The organism is Nocardia implantans (assembly GCF_035544775.1).
Taxonomy (GTDB): domain Bacteria; phylum Actinomycetota; class Actinomycetes; order Mycobacteriales; family Mycobacteriaceae; genus Nocardia; species Nocardia implantans.
The window spans coordinates 34,520-53,239 of the sequence record NZ_JAYKYQ010000001.1; the positions used below are offsets into that span (position 1 = coordinate 34,520).

At 68.3% G+C, this 18,720-nt stretch carries 19 protein-coding genes, 1 pseudogene and 1 riboswitch; of the genes and pseudogenes, 13 read left to right on the forward strand and 7 right to left on the reverse strand.

All coding sequences use genetic code 11. The annotated features are described in order from the left end of the window. Window positions 1-11 precede the first annotated feature (11 nt). The 5 genes from U3653_RS00175 (at window position 12) to U3653_RS00195 (ending at window position 5,936) form a co-directional block, all read left to right on the forward strand. Complete coding sequence (locus U3653_RS00175) at window positions 12-1,208, forward strand: homogentisate 1,2-dioxygenase (RefSeq protein ID WP_195080766.1); 1,197 nt, start codon at window positions 12-14, stop codon at window positions 1,206-1,208. Next, window positions 1,205-2,383, forward strand: coding sequence for a fumarylacetoacetase (gene fahA, locus U3653_RS00180; protein ID WP_323124533.1), 1,179 nt, complete (start codon window positions 1,205-1,207; stop codon window positions 2,381-2,383). Before U3653_RS00175 ends, fahA begins: the two co-directional genes overlap by 4 nt. A gap of 354 nt (window positions 2,384-2,737) precedes the next feature. Then, window positions 2,738-3,184, forward strand: a complete 447-nt coding sequence (locus tag U3653_RS00185) for a hypothetical protein (protein ID WP_195080768.1) — start codon at window positions 2,738-2,740, stop codon at window positions 3,182-3,184. Window positions 3,185-3,370: 186 nt separating this feature from the next. Then, a riboswitch (TPP riboswitch) is annotated at window positions 3,371-3,493 on the forward strand. Next, window positions 3,483-5,135, forward strand: coding sequence for a phosphomethylpyrimidine synthase ThiC (gene thiC, locus U3653_RS00190; protein ID WP_323124532.1), 1,653 nt, complete (start codon window positions 3,483-3,485; stop codon window positions 5,133-5,135). (Overlaps the previous riboswitch by 11 nt.) A 315-nt stretch (window positions 5,136-5,450) precedes the next feature. Beyond that, window positions 5,451-5,936 (forward strand): nitroreductase/quinone reductase family protein, encoded by a 486-nt coding sequence (locus tag U3653_RS00195; RefSeq protein ID WP_323124531.1) that lies wholly within the window; start codon window positions 5,451-5,453, stop codon window positions 5,934-5,936. Between the two features lie 90 nt (window positions 5,937-6,026). Here the strand turns inward: U3653_RS00195 and U3653_RS00200 are convergent, their stop codons facing one another. After that, the gene (locus tag U3653_RS00200; RefSeq protein ID WP_195080769.1) at window positions 6,027-6,434 is read right to left on the reverse strand and encodes a VOC family protein; all 408 of its coding nucleotides are present in this window, start codon (window positions 6,432-6,434) and stop codon (window positions 6,027-6,029) included. A gap of 58 nt (window positions 6,435-6,492) precedes the next feature. Here U3653_RS00200 and U3653_RS00205 point away from each other — a divergent pair, with 58 nt between their 5' ends. Further along, window positions 6,493-6,954 carry a MarR family winged helix-turn-helix transcriptional regulator gene (locus U3653_RS00205; protein ID WP_195080770.1) on the forward strand — a complete coding sequence of 154 codons (462 nt, stop codon included), beginning with the start codon at window positions 6,493-6,495 and terminating at the stop codon, window positions 6,952-6,954. A 349-nt stretch (window positions 6,955-7,303) separates the two neighbouring features. Here the strand turns inward: U3653_RS00205 and U3653_RS00210 are convergent, their stop codons facing one another. Beyond that, a complete protein-coding gene (locus U3653_RS00210; RefSeq protein ID WP_195080771.1) occupies window positions 7,304-7,861 on the reverse strand; it encodes a TetR/AcrR family transcriptional regulator in 558 nt (185 codons plus the stop codon). A 39-nt stretch (window positions 7,862-7,900) separates the two neighbouring features. On the opposite strand from U3653_RS00210, the gene U3653_RS00215 reads away from it, so the two are divergent. From U3653_RS00215 to U3653_RS00225, 3 genes and pseudogenes are all read left to right on the forward strand, one after another. Further along, window positions 7,901-9,145, forward strand: a complete 1,245-nt coding sequence (locus tag U3653_RS00215; protein WP_195080772.1) for a KasA/KasB family beta-ketoacyl-ACP synthase — start codon at window positions 7,901-7,903, stop codon at window positions 9,143-9,145. A 149-nt stretch (window positions 9,146-9,294) separates the two neighbouring features. Next, entirely contained in the window at window positions 9,295-10,089 is a 795-nt protein-coding gene (locus U3653_RS00220) for a thioesterase family protein (protein WP_195080773.1), read from the forward strand. Between the two features lie 86 nt (window positions 10,090-10,175). Beyond that, window positions 10,176-10,427: pseudogene (locus tag U3653_RS00225) on the forward strand (inositol monophosphatase family protein); the annotation flags it as partial. 82 nt (window positions 10,428-10,509) lie between these two features. Here the strand turns inward: U3653_RS00225 and U3653_RS00230 are convergent. Further along, complete coding sequence (locus tag U3653_RS00230; protein WP_195080775.1) at window positions 10,510-10,917, reverse strand: VOC family protein; 408 nt, start codon at window positions 10,915-10,917, stop codon at window positions 10,510-10,512. 63 nt (window positions 10,918-10,980) lie between these two features. Beyond that, window positions 10,981-11,625 carry a TetR/AcrR family transcriptional regulator gene (locus tag U3653_RS00235; protein ID WP_195080776.1) on the reverse strand — a complete coding sequence of 215 codons (645 nt, stop codon included), beginning with the start codon at window positions 11,623-11,625 and terminating at the stop codon, window positions 10,981-10,983. Between the two features lie 86 nt (window positions 11,626-11,711). Between U3653_RS00235 and U3653_RS00240 the strand changes: the two genes are divergently transcribed. Both U3653_RS00240 and U3653_RS00245 read left to right on the forward strand, forming a co-directional pair. Next, window positions 11,712-12,794 carry an epoxide hydrolase family protein gene (locus U3653_RS00240; RefSeq protein WP_195080777.1) on the forward strand — a complete coding sequence of 361 codons (1,083 nt, stop codon included), beginning with the start codon at window positions 11,712-11,714 and terminating at the stop codon, window positions 12,792-12,794. Between the two features lie 106 nt (window positions 12,795-12,900). After that, complete coding sequence (locus tag U3653_RS00245) at window positions 12,901-13,524, forward strand: NAD(P)-dependent oxidoreductase (RefSeq protein ID WP_195080778.1); 624 nt, start codon at window positions 12,901-12,903, stop codon at window positions 13,522-13,524. Between the two features lie 44 nt (window positions 13,525-13,568). Here U3653_RS00245 and U3653_RS00250 read toward each other — a convergent pair whose 3' ends face one another. Further along, window positions 13,569-13,769: a hypothetical protein gene (locus U3653_RS00250; RefSeq protein WP_435406536.1), complete on the reverse strand. Its 201-nt coding sequence runs from the start codon at window positions 13,767-13,769 to the stop codon at window positions 13,569-13,571. 315 nt (window positions 13,770-14,084) lie between these two features. Here U3653_RS00250 and U3653_RS00255 point away from each other — a divergent pair, with 315 nt between their 5' ends. Continuing rightward, window positions 14,085-14,381 (forward strand): hypothetical protein, encoded by a 297-nt coding sequence (locus U3653_RS00255; protein ID WP_195080779.1) that lies wholly within the window; start codon window positions 14,085-14,087, stop codon window positions 14,379-14,381. Continuing rightward, window positions 14,378-16,711, forward strand: coding sequence for a tetratricopeptide repeat protein (locus tag U3653_RS00260; RefSeq protein WP_195080780.1), 2,334 nt, complete (start codon window positions 14,378-14,380; stop codon window positions 16,709-16,711). The genes U3653_RS00255 and U3653_RS00260 overlap by 4 nt, the downstream gene beginning before the upstream one ends. 13 nt (window positions 16,712-16,724) lie before the next feature. Here U3653_RS00260 and U3653_RS00265 read toward each other — a convergent pair whose 3' ends face one another. Beyond that, window positions 16,725-17,240: a recombinase family protein gene (locus U3653_RS00265; protein ID WP_195080781.1), complete on the reverse strand. Its 516-nt coding sequence runs from the start codon at window positions 17,238-17,240 to the stop codon at window positions 16,725-16,727. 310 nt (window positions 17,241-17,550) lie between these two features. Then, window positions 17,551-18,687 carry a GTP-binding protein gene (locus tag U3653_RS00270; RefSeq protein ID WP_195080782.1) on the reverse strand — a complete coding sequence of 379 codons (1,137 nt, stop codon included), beginning with the start codon at window positions 18,685-18,687 and terminating at the stop codon, window positions 17,551-17,553. Window positions 18,688-18,720: the final 33 nt, after the last annotated feature.

Sequence of the window (18,720 nt, forward strand, 5' to 3'; positions counted from 1 at the left end):
GAGGAACGGTCATGGCGTTCTATCGGCAAGTGGGTACGGTACCGCCGAAGCGGCACACCCAGCATCGTGACGAGCAGGGCCGGCTCTACTACGAAGAGCTGATGGGCGAGGAGGGCTTCTCCGGCGACTCCTCCCTGCTCTATCACCGCGGCCTGCCGCCGGCACTGGTCGATTCGACGGTCTGGGAGCTGCCCGATCAGCGGACCACGCCGAACCATCCGCTGCGTCACCGCCATCTGCGCCTGCACACGCTGTTCCCCGGCGACACCCCGGCGGAGACCGATGCGGTGACCGGGCGCCGCCTGCTGCTCGCCAACGCGGACGTGCGCATCTCCTACGTCGTCGCGAAGGGCGGCTCGCCGCTGTACCGCAACGCGATCGGCGACGAACTGGTGTACGTGGAGGCCGGCGCGGCGGTGGTGGAGACCGTGTTCGGCGCGTTGCCCGCGCGGCAGGGCGATCAGGTGCTCATCCCGCGCGCCACGACGCACCGCTGGCGGCCCACCGGTCCGGAACCGTTGCGGGCGTACGTGATCGAGGCGACCGGTCACATCACGCCACCGAAGCGCTATCTGTCGAAATTCGGCCAGCTGCTGGAAAACGCCCCGTACTGCGAGCGCGACCTGCACGGCCCGGCCGAGACCATCACCGCGACCGGCACCGAGGTGGAAGTGCTGGTCAAACATCGTCCCGGCGGACAGGTCGTCGGCACCAGGATGGTCTACGCCACCCACCCGTTCGACGTGGTGGGCTGGGACGGCTGCCTGTACCCCTGGACTTTCGATATCGCCGACTTCGAACCGATCACCGGCCGCATCCACCAGCCGCCGCCCGTCCATCAGGCTTTCGAGGGCGGCAACTTCGTGATCTGCAATTTCGTTCCGCGCAAGGTGGATTACCACCCACTGTCGATTCCCGTGCCGTACTACCACTCCAACGTCGATTCCGACGAGGTCATGTTCTATTGCGGCGGCAATTACGAAGCGCGCAAAGGCTCCGGGATCACGCAGGGCTCGGTGTCGGTGCACCCCGGCGGCTATGCCCACGGTCCGCAGCCCGGGGCCTACGAGAACAGCATCGGCATCGAGTATTTCGACGAGCTGGCCGTCATGGTGGACACGTTCCGCCCGCTCGAACTCGGCGAAGGGGCGCTGGCCTGCGAAGACCCGACCTATGCGTGGACCTGGTCGGGCCGGGGCCCCGCGTGAGGACCAGGGTCGAGGTAGCGCCGGCGTCGCTGTTCGGTCCGGACAATCTGCCGTACGGGGTCTTCGCGACGACCGGAGCGGGCCCCCGCGTGGGGGTGCGGCTCGGTGACCATGTCATCGATCTGGCTGTGCTGCTGGATGATCCGGTTTTCGCCGAGCCGAGCCTGAACGCCTTCCTGGCGCAGGGACCTGCCCGTTGGCGCACGGTGCGCGACCGGATTCGCGAGGCGGTCGACGGCGAGCTGGACGACGCCGCGGTGCACCGCCTGGCCGACGTGGTGTTGCGGCTGCCCGTGCGCATCGGCGATTACGTGGACTTCTACGCCAGCATCGACCACGCGACGAACCTCGGCCGCCTGTTCCGGCCGGACGGCGACCCGCTGCTGCCGAACTGGCGGCACCTGCCGGTGGGCTATCACGGGCGGGCCGGCACCGTGGTGGTGTCGGGCACCGCGATCGCACGGCCGTACGGGCAGCGCAAGACCGATTCCGGCGCACCGGTTTTCGGCCCGTCGCGGCGGCTGGACATCGAGGCCGAGCTCGGTTTCGTGATCGGCGTCGGCTCGCGGCTCGGCGTGCCGGTCCCGATCGACGAGTTCGCCGAGCGGGTGTTCGGCGTCGCGCTGGTCAACGATTGGTCGGCCCGCGACATCCAGGCCTGGGAGTACCAGCCGCTGGGCCCGTTCCTCGGCAAGTCGTTCGCGACGTCGATCTCGCCGTGGATCACGCCGCTGGCGGCCCTGGAGTCCGCCCGCATACCGCTGCCCGAGCAGTCACCCGCGCCGCTGCCCTACCTGCACGGCGCCGAGCACTGGGGCCTGGACATCGACCTCACCGTGGCCTGGAACGGACAACCGGTCACCTATCCGCCCTACTCCCGGATGTACTGGTCACCGGCGCAGATGCTGGCTCATCTCACGGCGAACGGCGCATCGACGCGCACCGGCGATCTGTACGCCTCCGGCACCATCTCCGGCCCCGAACCGGATCAACGCGGCTCGTTCATCGAGTTGTCCTGGGGCGGCAGCAGGCCGGTATCGGTGAACGATCGGCAACGTACCTTCCTGGAGGACGGCGACGAGGTGACCATCACCGCGTCGGCTCCGGGCCCGCACGCGGCCAGGATCGGGTTGGGCGAGGTCACCGGCCGTATCCTTCCGGCACACCCGCACTGAACACGGCCGGCACTCGGCGGCGTGCCAGGGGCGCGACCCGCCCGGTACACCATGGCGGATGTGCTGCGCGATGCGGAGCTGATGCCGCGATCGACTTCTTCGGCCGATCTGTCGAACGCCCGCTTACGAAACGGGCGGACTGCCGTCCGGCAAACGCCGTCGGCAGGGCGGCGATGGCGTGCCCGACTTCCCTTTGTGGCCGGTCGATCGGCCTTCGCCCGAGGTTGCCTCGGACGGGCACTCGATGCTTGAGAACGGCGTCGCGCGGGTACGCCGCTACCCGAGCGCCTCGATCTCCGCCGCCGGATCGCGGAGTTCACGGCCGCACCCACCCTCCGGACAAGGAGCGAGGTCATGAACGATCGCCCGGATACAGCGCACTGCCGCCCCACCGGCGTGGACGACAACACGGTCGCCGCCACCGGCAAACTCTCCGAGGCGCTGGAGACCATCGAGCGTGCCCGCGGCCATCTGTACGCCTTCCACCAGCTGACCGGCGGGGCGGATCTGGCGCTGGACACGGCGGTGGAACTGTTCCGCGAAGCAGGGCACGATCACATCGCCGACCGGATCTCCACCGAGTTGATCGGCCGCAACGTGCTGGCCGGGCGCTGGACCTTCCAGATCGTCGAGGAATACGAGGACGGCTACTACGGTCTGTTCCGCGACATCGAGCGGGCCGCCAGGGACGAACTGCTGGAGGGCCGCCGCCACGTCTACGAAGCCGAGATGAAAGAAGCCCGCCGCACCCACGGCGCACCGGGCCATTCGGCCAAGCCGGAGAGCGCCGAGAAGTCCTGATCGCGGCCAGGATTCCCGGCAACCGGACTCGCTCGCTCGGCGCGCGAACTCGATACCCGGTCCTGGCGCACTCGATTCCCACCCGACCCGTGCGAGTGCGGACACCCCTGCCTGGAAGTTCGCCCGATCGCGCCGAATCGCCGGGCGCGCGCCCGTGCGGTCCGGGTATGGTCGGGCGGGGAAATTTCACACACCAACGGGGGCTCGCACCAGCGGGCTGAGAGGACGGCTAGCCGAGAGGCGTCAGGGCCGTCGACCGTATGAACCTGACCGGGTAATGCCGGCGTAGGGAGGAAGAATGGCACGCGCCGCTGCGTCCGACGGTGGATCCGCACCCGTCGACAGCGTCACCACCGGCCCCATCGAGGGCAGCGTCAAGCACTATCTCGAGGTCGATGACCTGCGCATTCCGGTGCGCCGGATCAATCTGACCAATGGCGAGCACTTCGACGTCTACGACACGTCCGGCCCGTACACCGACGAGTCCGCGACGATCGACCTCGAAGGCGGTCTACCGAAACTGCGCGACACGTGGACCAAGCCCGAGGGGAAAGGTCCGCGCACCCAGCTCGCGTGGGCCCGCGAGGGCATCGTCACGCCGGAGATGCGCTTCATCGCCGCGCGCGAAGGCGTCGCGCCGGAGCTGGTGCGCGACGAGGTCGCCGCTGGCCGCGCGGTGATCCCGGCCAACCACAAGCATCCGGAGCTCGAGCCGACCATCATCGGCAAGAAGTTCCTGGTGAAGATCAACGCGAACATCGGCAACTCGGCCGTGTCCTCCTCGATCGCCGAGGAGGTGGAGAAGATGGTGTGGGCCACCCGCTGGGGCGCGGACACCATCATGGACCTGTCCACCGGCAAGAACATCCACGAGACCCGCGAGTGGATTCTGCGCAACTCCCCCGTCCCGGTCGGCACCGTGCCGATCTACCAGGCGCTGGAGAAGGTGAACGGCGATCCGACCGCGCTGACCTGGGAGATCTACCGGGACACCGTGATCGAGCAGTGCGAGCAGGGCGTGGACTACATGACCGTGCACGCGGGCGTGCTGCTGCGCTACATCCCCCTGACCGCCAAGCGGGTGACCGGCATCGTCTCGCGCGGCGGGTCGATCATGGCGGCTTGGTGCCTGGCGCATCATCAGGAATCGTTCCTGTACACGCACTTCGAGGAACTCTGCGAGATCCTGGCCCGCTACGACGTCACCTTCTCCCTCGGTGACGGCCTGCGGCCCGGCTCCATCGCCGACGCCAACGACGAGGCGCAGTTCGCCGAACTGCGCACGCTCGGCGAGCTGACCAAGATCGCCAAATCGCATGGCGTGCAGGTGATGATCGAGGGTCCGGGGCACGTGCCGATGCACAAGATCGTGGAAAACGTGCGGCTGGAAGAGGAGCTGTGTGAGGAGGCGCCGTTCTACACCCTCGGCCCGCTCGCCACCGACATCGCACCGGCCTACGACCACATCACCTCGGCCATCGGCGCTGCCATCATCGCGCAGGCGGGCACCGCCATGCTCTGCTACGTCACCCCGAAGGAACACCTCGGCCTGCCCAACCGCGACGACGTGAAGGTCGGCGTGATCAGCTACAAGATCGCCGCGCACGCCGCCGACCTGGCCAAGGGCCATCCGCACGCCCAGCAGCGCGACGACGCGCTGTCGCAGGCGCGCTTCGAATTCCGCTGGCGCGACCAGTTCGCGCTGTCCCTCGACCCGGACACCGCCCGCGAGTACCACGACGAGACGCTGCCCGCCGAACCCGCGAAGACCGCGCACTTCTGCTCCATGTGCGGCCCCAAGTTCTGCTCGATGCGAATCTCGGCCGACGTCCGCGAGTACGCCGAACGGCAGGGTTTGAACGAGGCCGAGGCGCTGGAGGCGGGCATGGCGGAGAAGTCCGCCGAGTTCGCCAGCCGCGGCAACGCGGTCTATCTGCCCGTGGTCTCGTGACGACCCGGCGCCGTCCCGCCGCATCCCGACGATGCGGCGGGACGGTGCTGACGCCGGTTCACCGCGGGGCTGCTCGTGGCCGCCGGCTGCACTCGGCGGTCGAGCCTGCCGCTACGGGGCCTGACGCACAGGCGGTCGATCACGACCGAACAACCGTCGTCTGGCGCGGGCCGAGGCCAGAAGGTGTCACAGCGGCGTTGGTAGGTCAAATGTCTTGCTGTGGTATGGGATCGGTGTCGGAGTGGAAGCGCGCGGTGGCGGCAGGCGATCAGTACTGTTTGCGGTGCCGGGGGCGCATACGAGGTAGGTGGGTGTATGGACAGCGTGCGAGATCTGCTGTTCGCGGCGAAACGCGGGATGTATCGGGGCAACCGTCCGGGGATGTTCGCCCGGGTGCTGAACCGGGCTTCGGAATGGATGTATTCGGCGGGTGTGCTGTCCCCCGGCTATGCCATGACGCTCGAAGTGGCCGGTCGGCGCAGCGGGCGCCCGGTGAAGTTGCCGATCGTGGTCGCCGAGTACGAGGGTCGGCGTTACCTGGTGTCGATGCTGGGCCGGGACGCGGGGTGGGTGCGCAACGTCTACGCGGCGCACGGCCGGGCGTTCCTGCACCGGCGCGGCCGCGAAGCGGTACACCTGACCGAGGTGGAGGTGGGGGAACGGGCGCCGATCCTGCGCAGCTACCTCGCCGTCGCCCCCGGAGCCCGCCCACACTTCCCGATCGACCGCACCGCCCCGCTCGACGAGTTCGCGCGGATCGCCGACCAATACCCGGTCTTCCGGATCGAACCCGCAGGCTAGCTCGACGCTGGCGACCGCGCAGGCAACCGTCCATGGAGGCGAGCCGCTCCGCCTGAGTCGACGGGTCGCAGATGCCGCCGACCGCCGTACTCAGTAAGACTGAAGTTCGATCAGCGTCCCCTCCGGATCGCGCAGGTGGGCGGTGCGCAGCCCGGGGCCCCACTGCGGCCGATCGGCTGGAGCCGCGACAACGGTCGCGCCGTGCCCGGCGCACAAGTTCGCACCCGCGTCGACGTCGCGCACCCGGCAGACGAGCATCGCCGCGTCCTGAGATGGCGCGGGCCGCTCCGGCCACGACGTCGTACCCACGACCTCCGCCATCGCGGCGCGATCGAAGAGCACCAGCGCGCCTTGGTCCCCGACGTCCCAGCTCGCGTACGGGCCAGCGGCGGTTCCCTTGACCAGAGTCGCCCCGATCAGCTCGGGCAGCACCGCCGCGTAGAACTCGAAGCAGTCGGCGAAGCGGGTGACCAGGAGCCTCGGATGCAGCGCGTCCACGGCGAGCCTCCTATCAGTTGGTAGATACCTATTGTAGGTCAAGACCTACAATAGGCCGATGAGCACCGAACGCGCACTCCCACCGCGCCTGCTCGGCCTCGACGTCTATCTCCTGTCGCGGGTCGGCAAGGCCGCGCGTGCCGGGTTCGCCGACCGTCTCGCCGCGCGCGGACTGCGCCTGTGGCACATGGCGATCCTCGCCGCGCTCGCCGACTTCGGCCCGCATGCCCAGCGCGACTTGGCCGAGCGCCTGACCATCCACCCCAGCGACGTGGCCAAGGTCGTCGACGAACTCGAAGTCGCCGGTCAGGTGGAACGTGCGCGGGATGAGCGCGACCGTCGCCGCATCACCGTGCGCATCACCCGGACCGGACGCACCGCACTGCGTTCCCTCGACCGCGAAGCCCGCCGGGTCGGTGACGAGATCCTCGCCCCGCTCGACCCGGCGGAGCGAGAACAGCTGCATGCGATCCTGGAACGCCTCTTCGCGCATGCGTACCCGGAGTCCCGGCCCGAGTGATCGCCTCCGCGCGAGACCATGCGGGCACTACGATTACCCCGCCGTCGTCGCGGAGCGAGTCGCACACGTGGGGCCACGGCCGTGCCGAGCAGCAGCGCCGCAAGCGTGGGGATACCCCCCGATTCCGTCTGGCCCGAGGTCACGGTCCAGCAGCGACCGATGCGTTCGACTCACGATCGCCCCGCCGTCACGGACATTCAGCGCAGCCCGACGAACCGCAACAGCGTCGCTACCGGATTCCACCGTCACCGGCCGCACCACCGCCCGGACGCCGCTCACTGCCGATGCGCCGATGCGCCGATGCGCCGATGCGCCGATGCGCCGATGCGCCGATGCGCCGATAAGACAATCAGCGCACCGTCTGTTCGATCAAACGGCGGGCCGCGCGATCGGTGCGCTCGACCTCTCCGGTGATCAGCCGGTCCTGCAAAATGCCCCGCAGGCCCGAAATCAATAGCGTGGCAACGATTTCCGGGTCATCGATGGAATCGAGGCCGCGCAGTCCGTCCGCCAGCGCCGATACGAAGACGGCGATGGCCGAGTTGGCGTAATCGGCATACGGACTGCGTGGCGCACAGGCCGCGCCCAGCACCTGCAGCATCACCCTGACGCTCGTGCGGCCGTCGCCCGACACGTTCGCGGTCCAGAAGTCCCATAACCGCTCGCGCAGATCCGAAGCGTCGGCGATGTCGGCGAAGACGGCCGCGATGTCGGGCCGCTGTGTCGCCAGGGCCTGGACCAGCAGTTCTTCCTTGGTCGTGAAGTAGTAGATGAGCATGCGCGAACTGGTCCCCAGCTCGGCGGCCAGGGGGCGCAGCGAGAGGTCCGCGAGGCCGTGCTCGGCGATGTAGCGCACGACGGCGGCGAGCAGTTCGGCGCGTTTGGCGTGGTCGAGGGGGCGAGCCATAGGTTGACTGTAGCGATCGGTACAGGTATCCATGACACCGTGACTGTAACAATCGCTTCAGAAACTCGGGATTCGGTCGTGGTCACCGGATACGCGGCGACCACGTCGCTGGCCGACGACATGGACACGACCTGGTCCGAATTGCTGGCGGGGCACAGCGGCATCAGCGCGCTCGACGACGATTTCGTCACCGAGTACGACCTGCCGGTCCGCATCGGCGGCAAGTTGACGTCACAGCCCGGCGCGGAACTGAGCCGGGTCGAACAGCGCAGGCATTCCTACGTCGAGCAGATGGCGCTGGTGCTCGGCCGCCGGGTCTGGCGCGCGGCGGGCGCGCCCGAGGTGGACGGCGACCGCTTGGCGGTGGCCATCGGCACCGGGCTCGGCGGAGGTGACGCGCTGATCTCCGCCGTCGACGCGATGCGCGCGGGCGGCTACCGGAAGGTGTCGCCGATGTCGGTGCCGATGGTGATGCCGAACGGTCCCGCCGCCACCGTCGGGCTCGAAATCGGGGCGCGAGCGGGAGTTTTCGCTCCCGTCTCGGCCTGCTCGTCCGGTTCGGAGGCGATCGCGCACGCTTGGCGGCTGATCAGCACCGGCGAGGCGGACGTGGTGGTGGCGGGCGGGGTCGAAGGACACATCGACGCGGTGCCCATCGCGAGCTTCGCCATGATGCGCGCCATGAGCACCCGCAACGACGAGCCCGAACGCGCGTCCCGCCCGTTCGACCGGGACCGCGACGGGTTCGTCTTCGGTGAAGCGGGCGCGCTGCTGGTGCTCGAGTCCGAGCGGCACGCACGCGCGCGCGGCGCTACCGTGCACGGGCGGGTGCTCGGCGCAGGCATCACCTCCGACGCCTACCACATCGTCGCCTCCGAACCGGAAGGGCTCGGCGCGGCCCGCGCGATGCGCAAGGCCATCGAGACCGCCGGATTGCGGCCTTCGGACATCCAGCATGTGAACGCCCACGCCACGTCGACCTCCATCGGCGACGCCTCGGAGGCCAACGCGATCGCCTCCGTCGTGCCGGACGCCTCGGTCTACGCTCCGAAATCCGCGCTCGGTCACTCGATCGGGGCGGTCGGCGCGTTGGAATCGCTGGTCACCATGCTCACCCTGCGGGATCAGGTCGTCGCGCCCACGCTGAACCTCGACAATCTCGATCCGGAGATCGATCTGGACATCGTGGCGGGCGCGCCGCGCACTCAGCGCATCGATTTCGCCCTGAACAACTCGTTCGGGTTCGGCGGGCACAACGTCGCGCTCGCGTTCGGCCGGGTCTGAGGATGAACCGCGTTATGGTGCGCGTTACCGTCGTTGTGCAACCGACCGATCGGCCGAAGGATGGACGACGACGTGAGCGAGCGTCAGAGAAGTAACCGAGGACTCGGCGCGCGGGCGCACATCGAATCGAGCGCGGGCGAGGCACGGTCATGACTGACGCCTTCTACCTCCCCGATCCCGACCGGCCGGACCGCTTTCTCTCGACCGAACTGACCCGCGGCCCCTGGTCGCCGGACGCGCAGCACGCGGGACCGCCCTCGGCGCTACTCGGTCACGTGATCGAGCGCTGCGAGCCTCGCGCCGGATTCCAGGTGGGCCGGGTGGCGGTAGAGATCCTGGGCCCGGTGCCGCTGGCACCGCTCACCGCGCAGGCGCGCGTCGCGCGGCCCGGCCGCAGCGTCGAGCTCATCGAAGCGACGCTGTCCAGCGAGCGCGGGCCGGTGATGCGGGCGAATGCCTGGCGATTCAAGCTGTCCGAACCGGAGTTGCCGCTGCCGGAACGCTTCTTGCCGACCGGCTCGCGACCGGGCCCTGAGCACGCGGACGCGCCCGAGCCGTTCCCCTCCAACCAGCCGATCGGCTTCCACACCGCCATCGACTACCGCTTCGTCAGCGGCTCCTTCGCCGAACCCGGCCCGGCGATCTGCTGGATCAGGATCAAGCACCCGATCGTCGCGGGCACCGACCCGAGCCCGCTGGAGCGCACCCTCGCGGCCGCCGATTCCGGCAACGGCGTCAGCGCGGTCCTGGACTGGTCGAAGTACCTTTTCATCAACACCGACCTCACAGTCACCCTGCACCGCCAGCCTGCGGGCGAATGGGTCTGCCTCGACGCCGTCACCTACCCCCAACCCCATGGCATAGGTATGGCCGAATCGGCGCTCTACGACGAAAAGGGCCCTCTGGGCCGCAGCACACAAACCCTCTTCCTCGGCCCCCGATAACCGAGGCAGACCCACCCGGCGTTCGTCACCGACGCACTCACGGACGGGTCTGGATCTGATGGACGGCCGCGCTGGCGGCCACCATCGAGCGGGTTCGGATGTTCGGATCTGCCGCCCTGGATCTGGTGTGGGTCGCCGAGGGGCGCACCGACGCCTGCGTCATGTTGTCCAACAAGCCCTGGGACACCGCCGCCGGTGTGCTCATCGCCCGCGAGGCGGGTGCTGTCGTCCTCGACTCGACCTCCCGCCGCCACAGCCTCGGCTCCCCCGACACGATTGCCGCCTCCCCCGTCCTCGCCGACCGACTGATGAGCTTGGTCAACGAATCGATCCGCTGACCCGCGCGGCCTGCGCCGTGCCGCGCTCACTGCCTTGCCGTCGATAATCGCTCGGGAGGAACCACCGTCCGCACAGGGTCGCTCATGGACGGGTCGAGATCTGTTGCACCCCCCAGCCGTTGCCGTCCGGGTCGGTGAAGAAGAAGAATCCGACGTTGTCGAGCGGGTCGGGCACGGGGCGCGGGTTTTGGCCGAGGACTTGGATTTCGGTGACCTCGACGCCGCGGGAGGTCAGTTCCTCGTGGGCTTTGCGCAGGTCGTTGACCACTAGTTGCAGGCCCTGCTGGGAGCCCGGTGGCATGTCCGGCACCGCGCCGTGGCCGATCACGATCGAGCAGCCGGAGCCGGGCGGGGTGAGCTGCACTATGCGCGCGTCCTCGCCGATCTTCGTGTCATGGTCGACGACGAAGCCCAGTTGCTCTGCGTAGAAGCGCTTGGCGCGGTCGATATCCGAGACGGGGACGATCACGACCTCGAGTGTCCAGTTCACGGCGCATCCTTTCGGGCGGGCAGCGGTATTCGTACCAGTGCCGACCGGTTCGCGCGGGGAAATTCATCGCCGCGCCCAACGCCAGGAGAATTCGTCCGGCGCGGGCGGCGGGCCCGGGAGTTCGCCTTCGGCGCTCAGCCCGGCCACCAGCATCGCGAGCACGCGGCGGCGCAACTGGGTGGTGCGCTCCGGGCTGGGCACCGCGACTGCCGCGCAGGACTCCAGAATCAGGCCGAGGTCCTGCGGGGTGACGTCGGGGCGCAGCTTGCCGGTGGCGTGGGCGCGGCGGACGAGTTCCTCCGTCGCTTCGGCGGAGCGCCGCACGTCGGGCAGTATCGATTCGTCCGGAGTGAAGGTGCCCGCCAGGTGCACGGCGAGGGAGTGGACGTCCGCGTCCACCACGCGCTCCAGGAAACCGACCAAACCGCGCCATCCGTCCGCATCCTCCAGCGCCGCATCGGCTTCCGCGTTGTACCGCCGCAGCCCCTCATGGCAGAGCGTGCGCAGCAGCACCTCCTTGCTCGGATAGCGGCGGTAGAGCGCGCTGATCCCGACGCCGGCGCGTTCGGCGACGGCGGAGATGGGGGCCGTGGCGTCGGCGAGGAAGATCGCGCGGGCGGCCTCCAGGATCAGGCCGTCATTACGCGCGGCCTGCGCCTTGCGGCCGGGCAGACCCTTCTGAGCTGGGGCGGCGGATGTTCTCGGCATGGGTTCAGCGTAGCACTTGAAACGGAATGGTCCGTTCTGCTACGGTTCAAACAGAACAGAGCATTCCGTTTCACGAGGAGCTGGACATGACCGCGATCACCCCCTTCCGCATCGACATCGACCAAGCCGAGCTGGACGATCTGCGCGACCGGCTCGCCCGCACCCGCTGGGCCGAGCAGATCCCCGGCTCGGGCGATACCTACGGCGTGAGCGTCGAGCGGGTGCGCCGCCTGGTCGGGTACTGGCGCGACGGGTTCGACTGGCGCGCGGTCGAGAACGCGCTCAACGACTACCCGCAGTTCACCACCGAGATCGATGGCCAGAACATCCACTTCCTGCACGTGAAGTCCACGCGGAACGACGCGTTCCCCCTGATCCTCACGCACGGCTGGCCCGGCACCTTCGTCGAATTCGTCGGCATCATCGAGCCGCTCACCGCGGCCGGATTCGATCTGGTGATCCCCTCGGTGCCGGGCTACGGCTTCTCCGGACCCACCACGGAGGCCGGCTGGAACGACGCCCGCATCGCCCGTGCCTGGGCCGAATTGATGCGGCGGCTCGGCTACACCCGCTACGGCGCGGTGGGCAACGACGGCGGATCGCAGATCTCGCCGGAACTGGGGCGCGTCGCGCCGGAAAGCGTGGTCGGCGTGCACGTCACGCAGGTGTACTCGTTCCCGTCCGGCGACCCGGCCGAACTGGCCGATCTGAACGAGGACGAGCAGCGGTCACTGGCCACCCTGGACTGGTTCATGCGGAACAAGATGGGCTTCAACGTGCTGCAATCGCAGCAGCCGCAGACGCTGGCGCACGCGATCACGGATTCGCCGGCCGGATTGGTCGGCTGGAACGGCCAACTGCTCGGCCCGGACCTGGACGACGACTTCGTGCTGACCAACATCGCCATCCACTGGCTCACCGGCACCGCGGGCTCGGCGATCCGGCACTACTTCGAGAAGGACAAGGCCGAGCACCCCACCGCGCCGACCACGGTTCCGCTCGCGCTGTGCGGCTCCACCGGCGATTTCCACGGCATCCGCCGCTTCGCCGAGCGCGATCACAACATCGTCTCGTGGCGCACGCACGACGTGTTCACCCACTACCTGCACCATGTGGCGCCCGCGCTCATGGCGCAGGAGATCACGGAGTTCTTCGCCCCGCTGCGGTGAGACAGTCGCTTATGGCATCGAGCGTCGCGGCCATGGTTCGTCTCGATCCACGCTGATGTACTGGATTCAGCAACAGCACAACAGCTTTCGAACCAGGAGAGAATCCATGCGAATCGCGGTCTTCGGAGCCACCGGCACCGTCGGGCGTCTCGTCGTCGAGCGGGCGCTGCGGGAGGGCCACGAGGTGACGGCCTTCACCCGCAGCGCCGCGAGCGTCACGCAGCGGCACGAGCGGCTGCGCGTCGTGGAAGGCGATGTGCTGGACCCGAATTCGGTGCAACGCGCGGTGGAGGGCCAGGATGCGGTGCTGATTTCGCTCGGCAACGGCCGCAACGGCGTGGTTGGGGCCGGTGGGACCGAAGCGATCATCGACGCGATGCGGCGCACCGGCGTGAAACGGCTGATCTGTCAGACGACGCTCGGCGTGGGCGACAGCAGGGGCAACCTGAACTTCCTGTGGAAGTACGTGATGTTCGGGCTGCTGCTGCGCCCGGCCTACGCCGATCACGTCGAGCAGGAGAAGCACGTCATGGCGAGCGATTTGGACTGGACGATCGTGCGGCCGAGCGCGTTCACCGATGGGCCGGCCACCGGCAGCTACCGGCGCGGGTTCCCGGCGAACGAGCCCGGACTCACCCTGAAGATCTCCCGCGCCGACATCGCCGACTTCATGATCGAGCAACTGACCGACACCACCTACCTGCACCAGGCGCCCGGCATCTCGAACTGAGCGCGTGATGCGGCGGCACAGAGACGTGTGGGTCGACACAGCGCTCACACGTGCTCGTGCAGTTCACCCCAGGCCGGGAAGGGATCGGGATACTCGGCCCAAGCGCCCGGGCCCGCGGCGAACTCCGCGTCGGTGAGAAGTGCTTCGTCCAACAACGCGCGCACCTTCGCGTAACGCAGCTTCACCCCTATGAACACGATCTCCTGCCGCTTTCGCGCCACTGCACCGCCACGCCAACTGGACATGAGCCCATCCACCTCCGCCGAGGCGAAGCGAAGTCCGTTGATGCGGTTTCCGGGTTGTTGGGCATCACCTGTGCAGGTGATGTGCCCGCCAGGATGCGAAGGAGGCTGTGGCGCTTCGGTTTGTAGTGGGTGGGTGCTGGTGGGGCGGCGGTGTGGATGTCGGCTGGTTTTTGGGGTGTGAGGCTGTGAGGATGGGGGCTGACTGAGATTTCGGGTTTCTTCGGGATAGAGGGGGTTGCCGTGGCTTCAGGGCAGGCGGTGAGGCGCGTGATGGTTCCCACGGCTGCTACAGCGGCGTTGTCGACAGGCTTGGCGGTGGCGGTGAACTACGCGACCGGCGGCGGTCATTCGGTGTGGATGTGGCTTGCGGTCGCGGTATTGACCGTGGGCGTGTTCGCAGCGTCGCTGTGGATGCAGCGCGCCCAGTCCTCTGCTGTGGTGGCGGAACCCGCCAGTGGTATCGAGCTGGGGAATGTGAGAGCCCGAGGGGGTTTGCGGGCCGAGGGGGTTCGCGCGCCGGGCACCGGTGTCAGAGTGAGCAAGGCGCGTTTCGGCGGCGACTTGGATTTCAAGGACATCGACGCTGGCCGCGGTGATGCCTCACACCCGTGAGCAAGGCCCGAGAAACCGCCGTGCCAGGGGTGGCTGCCTCCATGCAGGAGGTGTCTGCGGGCGGCGACATCCGAGTCACGAGCAATCACCACTATTACGGGGGCAGCGGACCGGTGGGGCGGGTGCAGTTTTCTCCGTTGGCGGGGGTGACTGTGGGGGTGTCGGGGCTGATTCCGCAGAAGCCGCAGCATTTCGTGGAGCGTGAACAGGTCGATGATGTGGAGGGGGGGTTGGCCGCGGACCGGAGCGCGGTGGTCGTCACCGGGATGCGAGGAGCGGGGAAGACTCACGTGGCCGCCGCTTATGCCCGCCGCGTGCTCGATCGCCGGGAAGGGTTGGTCGGTTGGGTCAACGCCGAAACTCCGGAAACCCTGTACACCGGGCTGGCCGCGATCGCCGACCGGCTCGGTGTCGCGGCCGCGGATGGCGACACGATCGAGTCGGCGCGTCTGCTGCGGGACTATCTCGGCTCCACGCAGGATCGGCATCTGCTGGTGTTCGACAACGCCGAACACGTCGACCTCGTGCGTGAACTGCTCCCGGTCCACGGCGGCACCCGGGTCGTGATCACCACCACCAACCAGGCCATGCTCGGGCTGGCCGCGGTCACCGTCGATGCTGGCACCGGGTACACCCCTGATCAGGCGTATCGCTACCTGCGCGAGGCCACCGGCATCACCGACGACCCGGACGGCGAGAAAGAACTCGCCGCCGAACTCGGTTACCTGCCATTGGCGTTGGCAGCCGCGGCCACCGCGATCGCACCGCCCTACGGGCCTCGCTTGTCCTACCGAACCTATCTGCAGCAGCTGCGGGCGCAGCCACTGCCGCAGGCTCTGCAACGTCGTGAAGGCCAGCAATACCCCTGGCGCGTGGACCAGGCCATCCTGCTCGCCATCCACGCTGCCGAAGCACCCACCGGCAACTCCGATCTGGACGAAGTGGTCGGCTGGGTGCTTGGGCTCTTCGCCGTCCTCGCTCCATCCGGGGTCGATCGGTCCCTGCTCGTGCACCCGGATCCCAAGTGCAACGAGTTCGTCGACGCGGCGATCACCCACTGCGTGCAGCGATCCCTGCTGAGCTGGTCGACCACCAGCGAAACGCTGCTCGCCCATCGGCTCACCTCCCGGGTGCTACTCGAACGAGCCCGCGACCACGGCACCACAGACAGTCTCCTCACACACGCACTGGAGCTGATCGAGCCGCGACTGTTCGACAACAGCGAGGCGTGGACACGACGGGTCGAAGGTGCGCATCTGGTCGACCAGATCGACGCCATCCATAGGGCGGACCTGGTCGACTTCACCACACCAGCGCCCCGCAGAGGGTGGCTGCGGCGACGTCGGCAGCCACTTTCTCTTGTCATCAGATTTCTGAATGTCCTTGTGTGGGCGACCAGACAGCTGGTCACCGCCGTGGACGTGCAGCGCGCTATCCCCCTCACTCAACACCTGCTCAACCATTTCGAGCGGCTCCTCGGCACCCACCACCCACTCACCCTGACCGCCCGCAACAACCTCGCCCGCGCCTATGACTCGGCAGGCCAGACGGACGAAGCGATCCCGCTGCATGAGCAGAACCTCGCCGACCGCGAGCGGGTCCACGGCCCCCACCATCCCGACACCCTGACCGCCCGCAACAACCTCGCCCACGCCTATGACTCGGCAGGCCGGACGGAGGAAGCGATCAGCCTGTACGAGCAGACCCTCGCCGACCGCGAGCAGGTCCACGGCCCCCACCACCCCAACACCCTGATCTCTCGCAACAACCTCGCCAGCGCCTATAACTCGGCAGGCCGGATGGAGGAAGCGATCAGCCTGTACGAGCAGACCCTCGCCGACCGCGAGCAGGTCCTCGGCCCCCACCATCCCGACACCCTGATCTCTCGCAACAACCTCGCCAGCGCCTATGACTCGGCCGGCCGGACGGACGAAGCGATCGCGCTGCATGAGCAGACCCTCGCCGACAGTGAGCGGGTCCTCGGCCCTCACCACCCCAACACCCTGATCTCTCGCAACAACCTCGCCCACGCCTATGACTCGGCAGGCCGGACGGAGGAAGCGATCAGCCTGTACGAGCAGACCCTCGCCGACCGCGAGCGGGTCCTCGGCCCCCACCATCCCGACACCCTGAACTCACGCAACAACCTTGCCCACATCTACCGGGCGGTGGGTCTGACGGACGAGGCGATCAGTCTGTACGAGCAGATCCTGGCCGACCGCGAGCGGATTCTGGGCCTAGATCATCCCCGCACGGTGGTCGCCCGCGATCACCTCGCTTCCCTGCGTGGTTCGGATGATGGAGTTCCATCGGACGGCAGCGATCAGTGACATGCGAGATGGGTCAGGCTGGTGCGGCGCCCGCCCGCAGGTAGCTGTAGACAGTTTCGCGACTGACCCCGAACTCCTTCGCCAGTACGGACCTGCGCTCCCCCGCCGCGGCCTGTGCGCGTAGCGCATGGGCTTGTTCGGTGGTGAGGGCAGGTTTGCGGCCGGTGTAGACGCCGCGGACCTTCGCCGCGGCGATGCCCTCGCGCTGTCGTTCGAGGATGAGGGCGCGTTCGAACTCGGCGAAGGCACCCATCACGCTCAGCAGCAGGTTCGCCATCGGCGAGTCCTCCCCAGTGAAGGTCAGCGACTCCTTCACGAACTCCACCCGCACGCCCTTGCCGGTCAGGGTCCGCACCAACCGGCGAAGGTCATCCAGGTTGCGGGCGAGGCGGTCCATGGAGTGCACGATCACGGTGTCGCCGTCGCGCACGAACGCGATCAGCTCGTCCAGCTGCGGGCGTGCGGTGTCCTTCCCGGATGCCTTGTCGACGAATGTGCGCTCGACCTCGATCCCGTCGAGCTGCCGCACGGTGTTCTGCTCGACCGTACCGCGGCGTCGGAGACGTAGTGCGCGGTCGCGACGGCGGCGGCTTGGTCGGCGGGCACGAACGACACCCGGGACGGGTCGAAACCGGGTTCGTCTTCGGACCTCATGCTCGCGACGCCCCGGTAGTCGTCGTCCAGGAAGGTAATCGGGTTGGCGTCGGGGTAGTTGGCGAGCGCCGGACCCAGTGTGGCGACGGCGGATTCAAGCGCATCGACTGCCTGCGCCAGGCGCCCGGTATCTCGAACTGAGCACGTCATGCGGCGACACCGAGGCGCCTGGAGCGACACAGCCATCAGGCGTGCTCGTGCAGTTCACCCCAGGCCGGGAAGGGATCGGGATACTCGGCCCAAGCGCCCGGGCCCGCGGCGAACTCCGCGTCGGTGAGAAGTGCTTCGTCCAACAACGCGCGCACCTTCGCGCAATCGAGTTTCACCCCGATGAACACGATCTCCTGTCCCGGCGGCACCTCCAGCGACGACCACCAGGCGGCGGGTTCGAACACCAGGTTCGGTCCCGCTTGCGACCACACCGCGGCCAGTGTCGAGCGGCTCGCGATCCAGCAGAATCCCTTGCTGCGCAACAGCCCACGCAACCGCTCCAGCGCGTCGGCCAGACGCAGCGGATGGAACGGCCGGTCGGCGGTGTAGGTGAGGCTGCGGATGCCGTACTCCTCGGTCTCCGGCGTGTGCCCGCCCGCCAGTTCTTCGGCCCAGCCGTCGGCCTCCGCCGCGACCACCGGGTTGTAGCGGCCGGTGTCGAGCACCTCGCGCAGGTCGACCACGCCGTTGCTGGTGCGCAGCACGTGCGCGCGGGGATTGAGTCTGCGTACCGTGGCTTCCACCGCGCCCGCCGCCGCGGCGCCGACCAGGTCGGTCTTGTTGACCAGCACGACGTCGGCGAACTCGACCTGATCCACCAGCAGGTCGGCGATGGTGCGCGCGTCGCCGTCGCCCGCCTCCAGGTTCCGTTCGGCCAGCGCTTGGCCGCGCGCCACCTCCGCGAGGAAGGTCGAGGCGTCGACCACGGTCACCATGGTGTCCAGCCGGGCGATATCGCCGAGCCGGAATCCGTCCTCGAACTCCCAGTCGAAGGTCGCGGCCACCGGCATCGGCTCGGAGATGCCGGTGGACTCGATCACCAGCTGATCGAACCGTCCTTCCCGCGCGAGGCGGGCGACCGCCTCGATGAGGTCCTCGCGCAGGGTGCAGCAGATGCAGCCGTTGGTCAGTTCGACCAGCTTCTCCTCGGTGCGGTCGAGGTGGCCTTGGCCCGCGACCAGCGCGGCGTCGATGTTGACCTCGCTCATGTCGTTGACGATGACCGCCACCCGGCGGCCGTCCCGGTTGGCCAGGATGTGGTTGAGCAGCGTCGTCTTGCCCGCACCGAGGAAGCCGGACAGCACGGTGACGGGAAGCAGATCGGAGTCCATGAGATTAATGATAACGATTTTCATTTGCCGTCG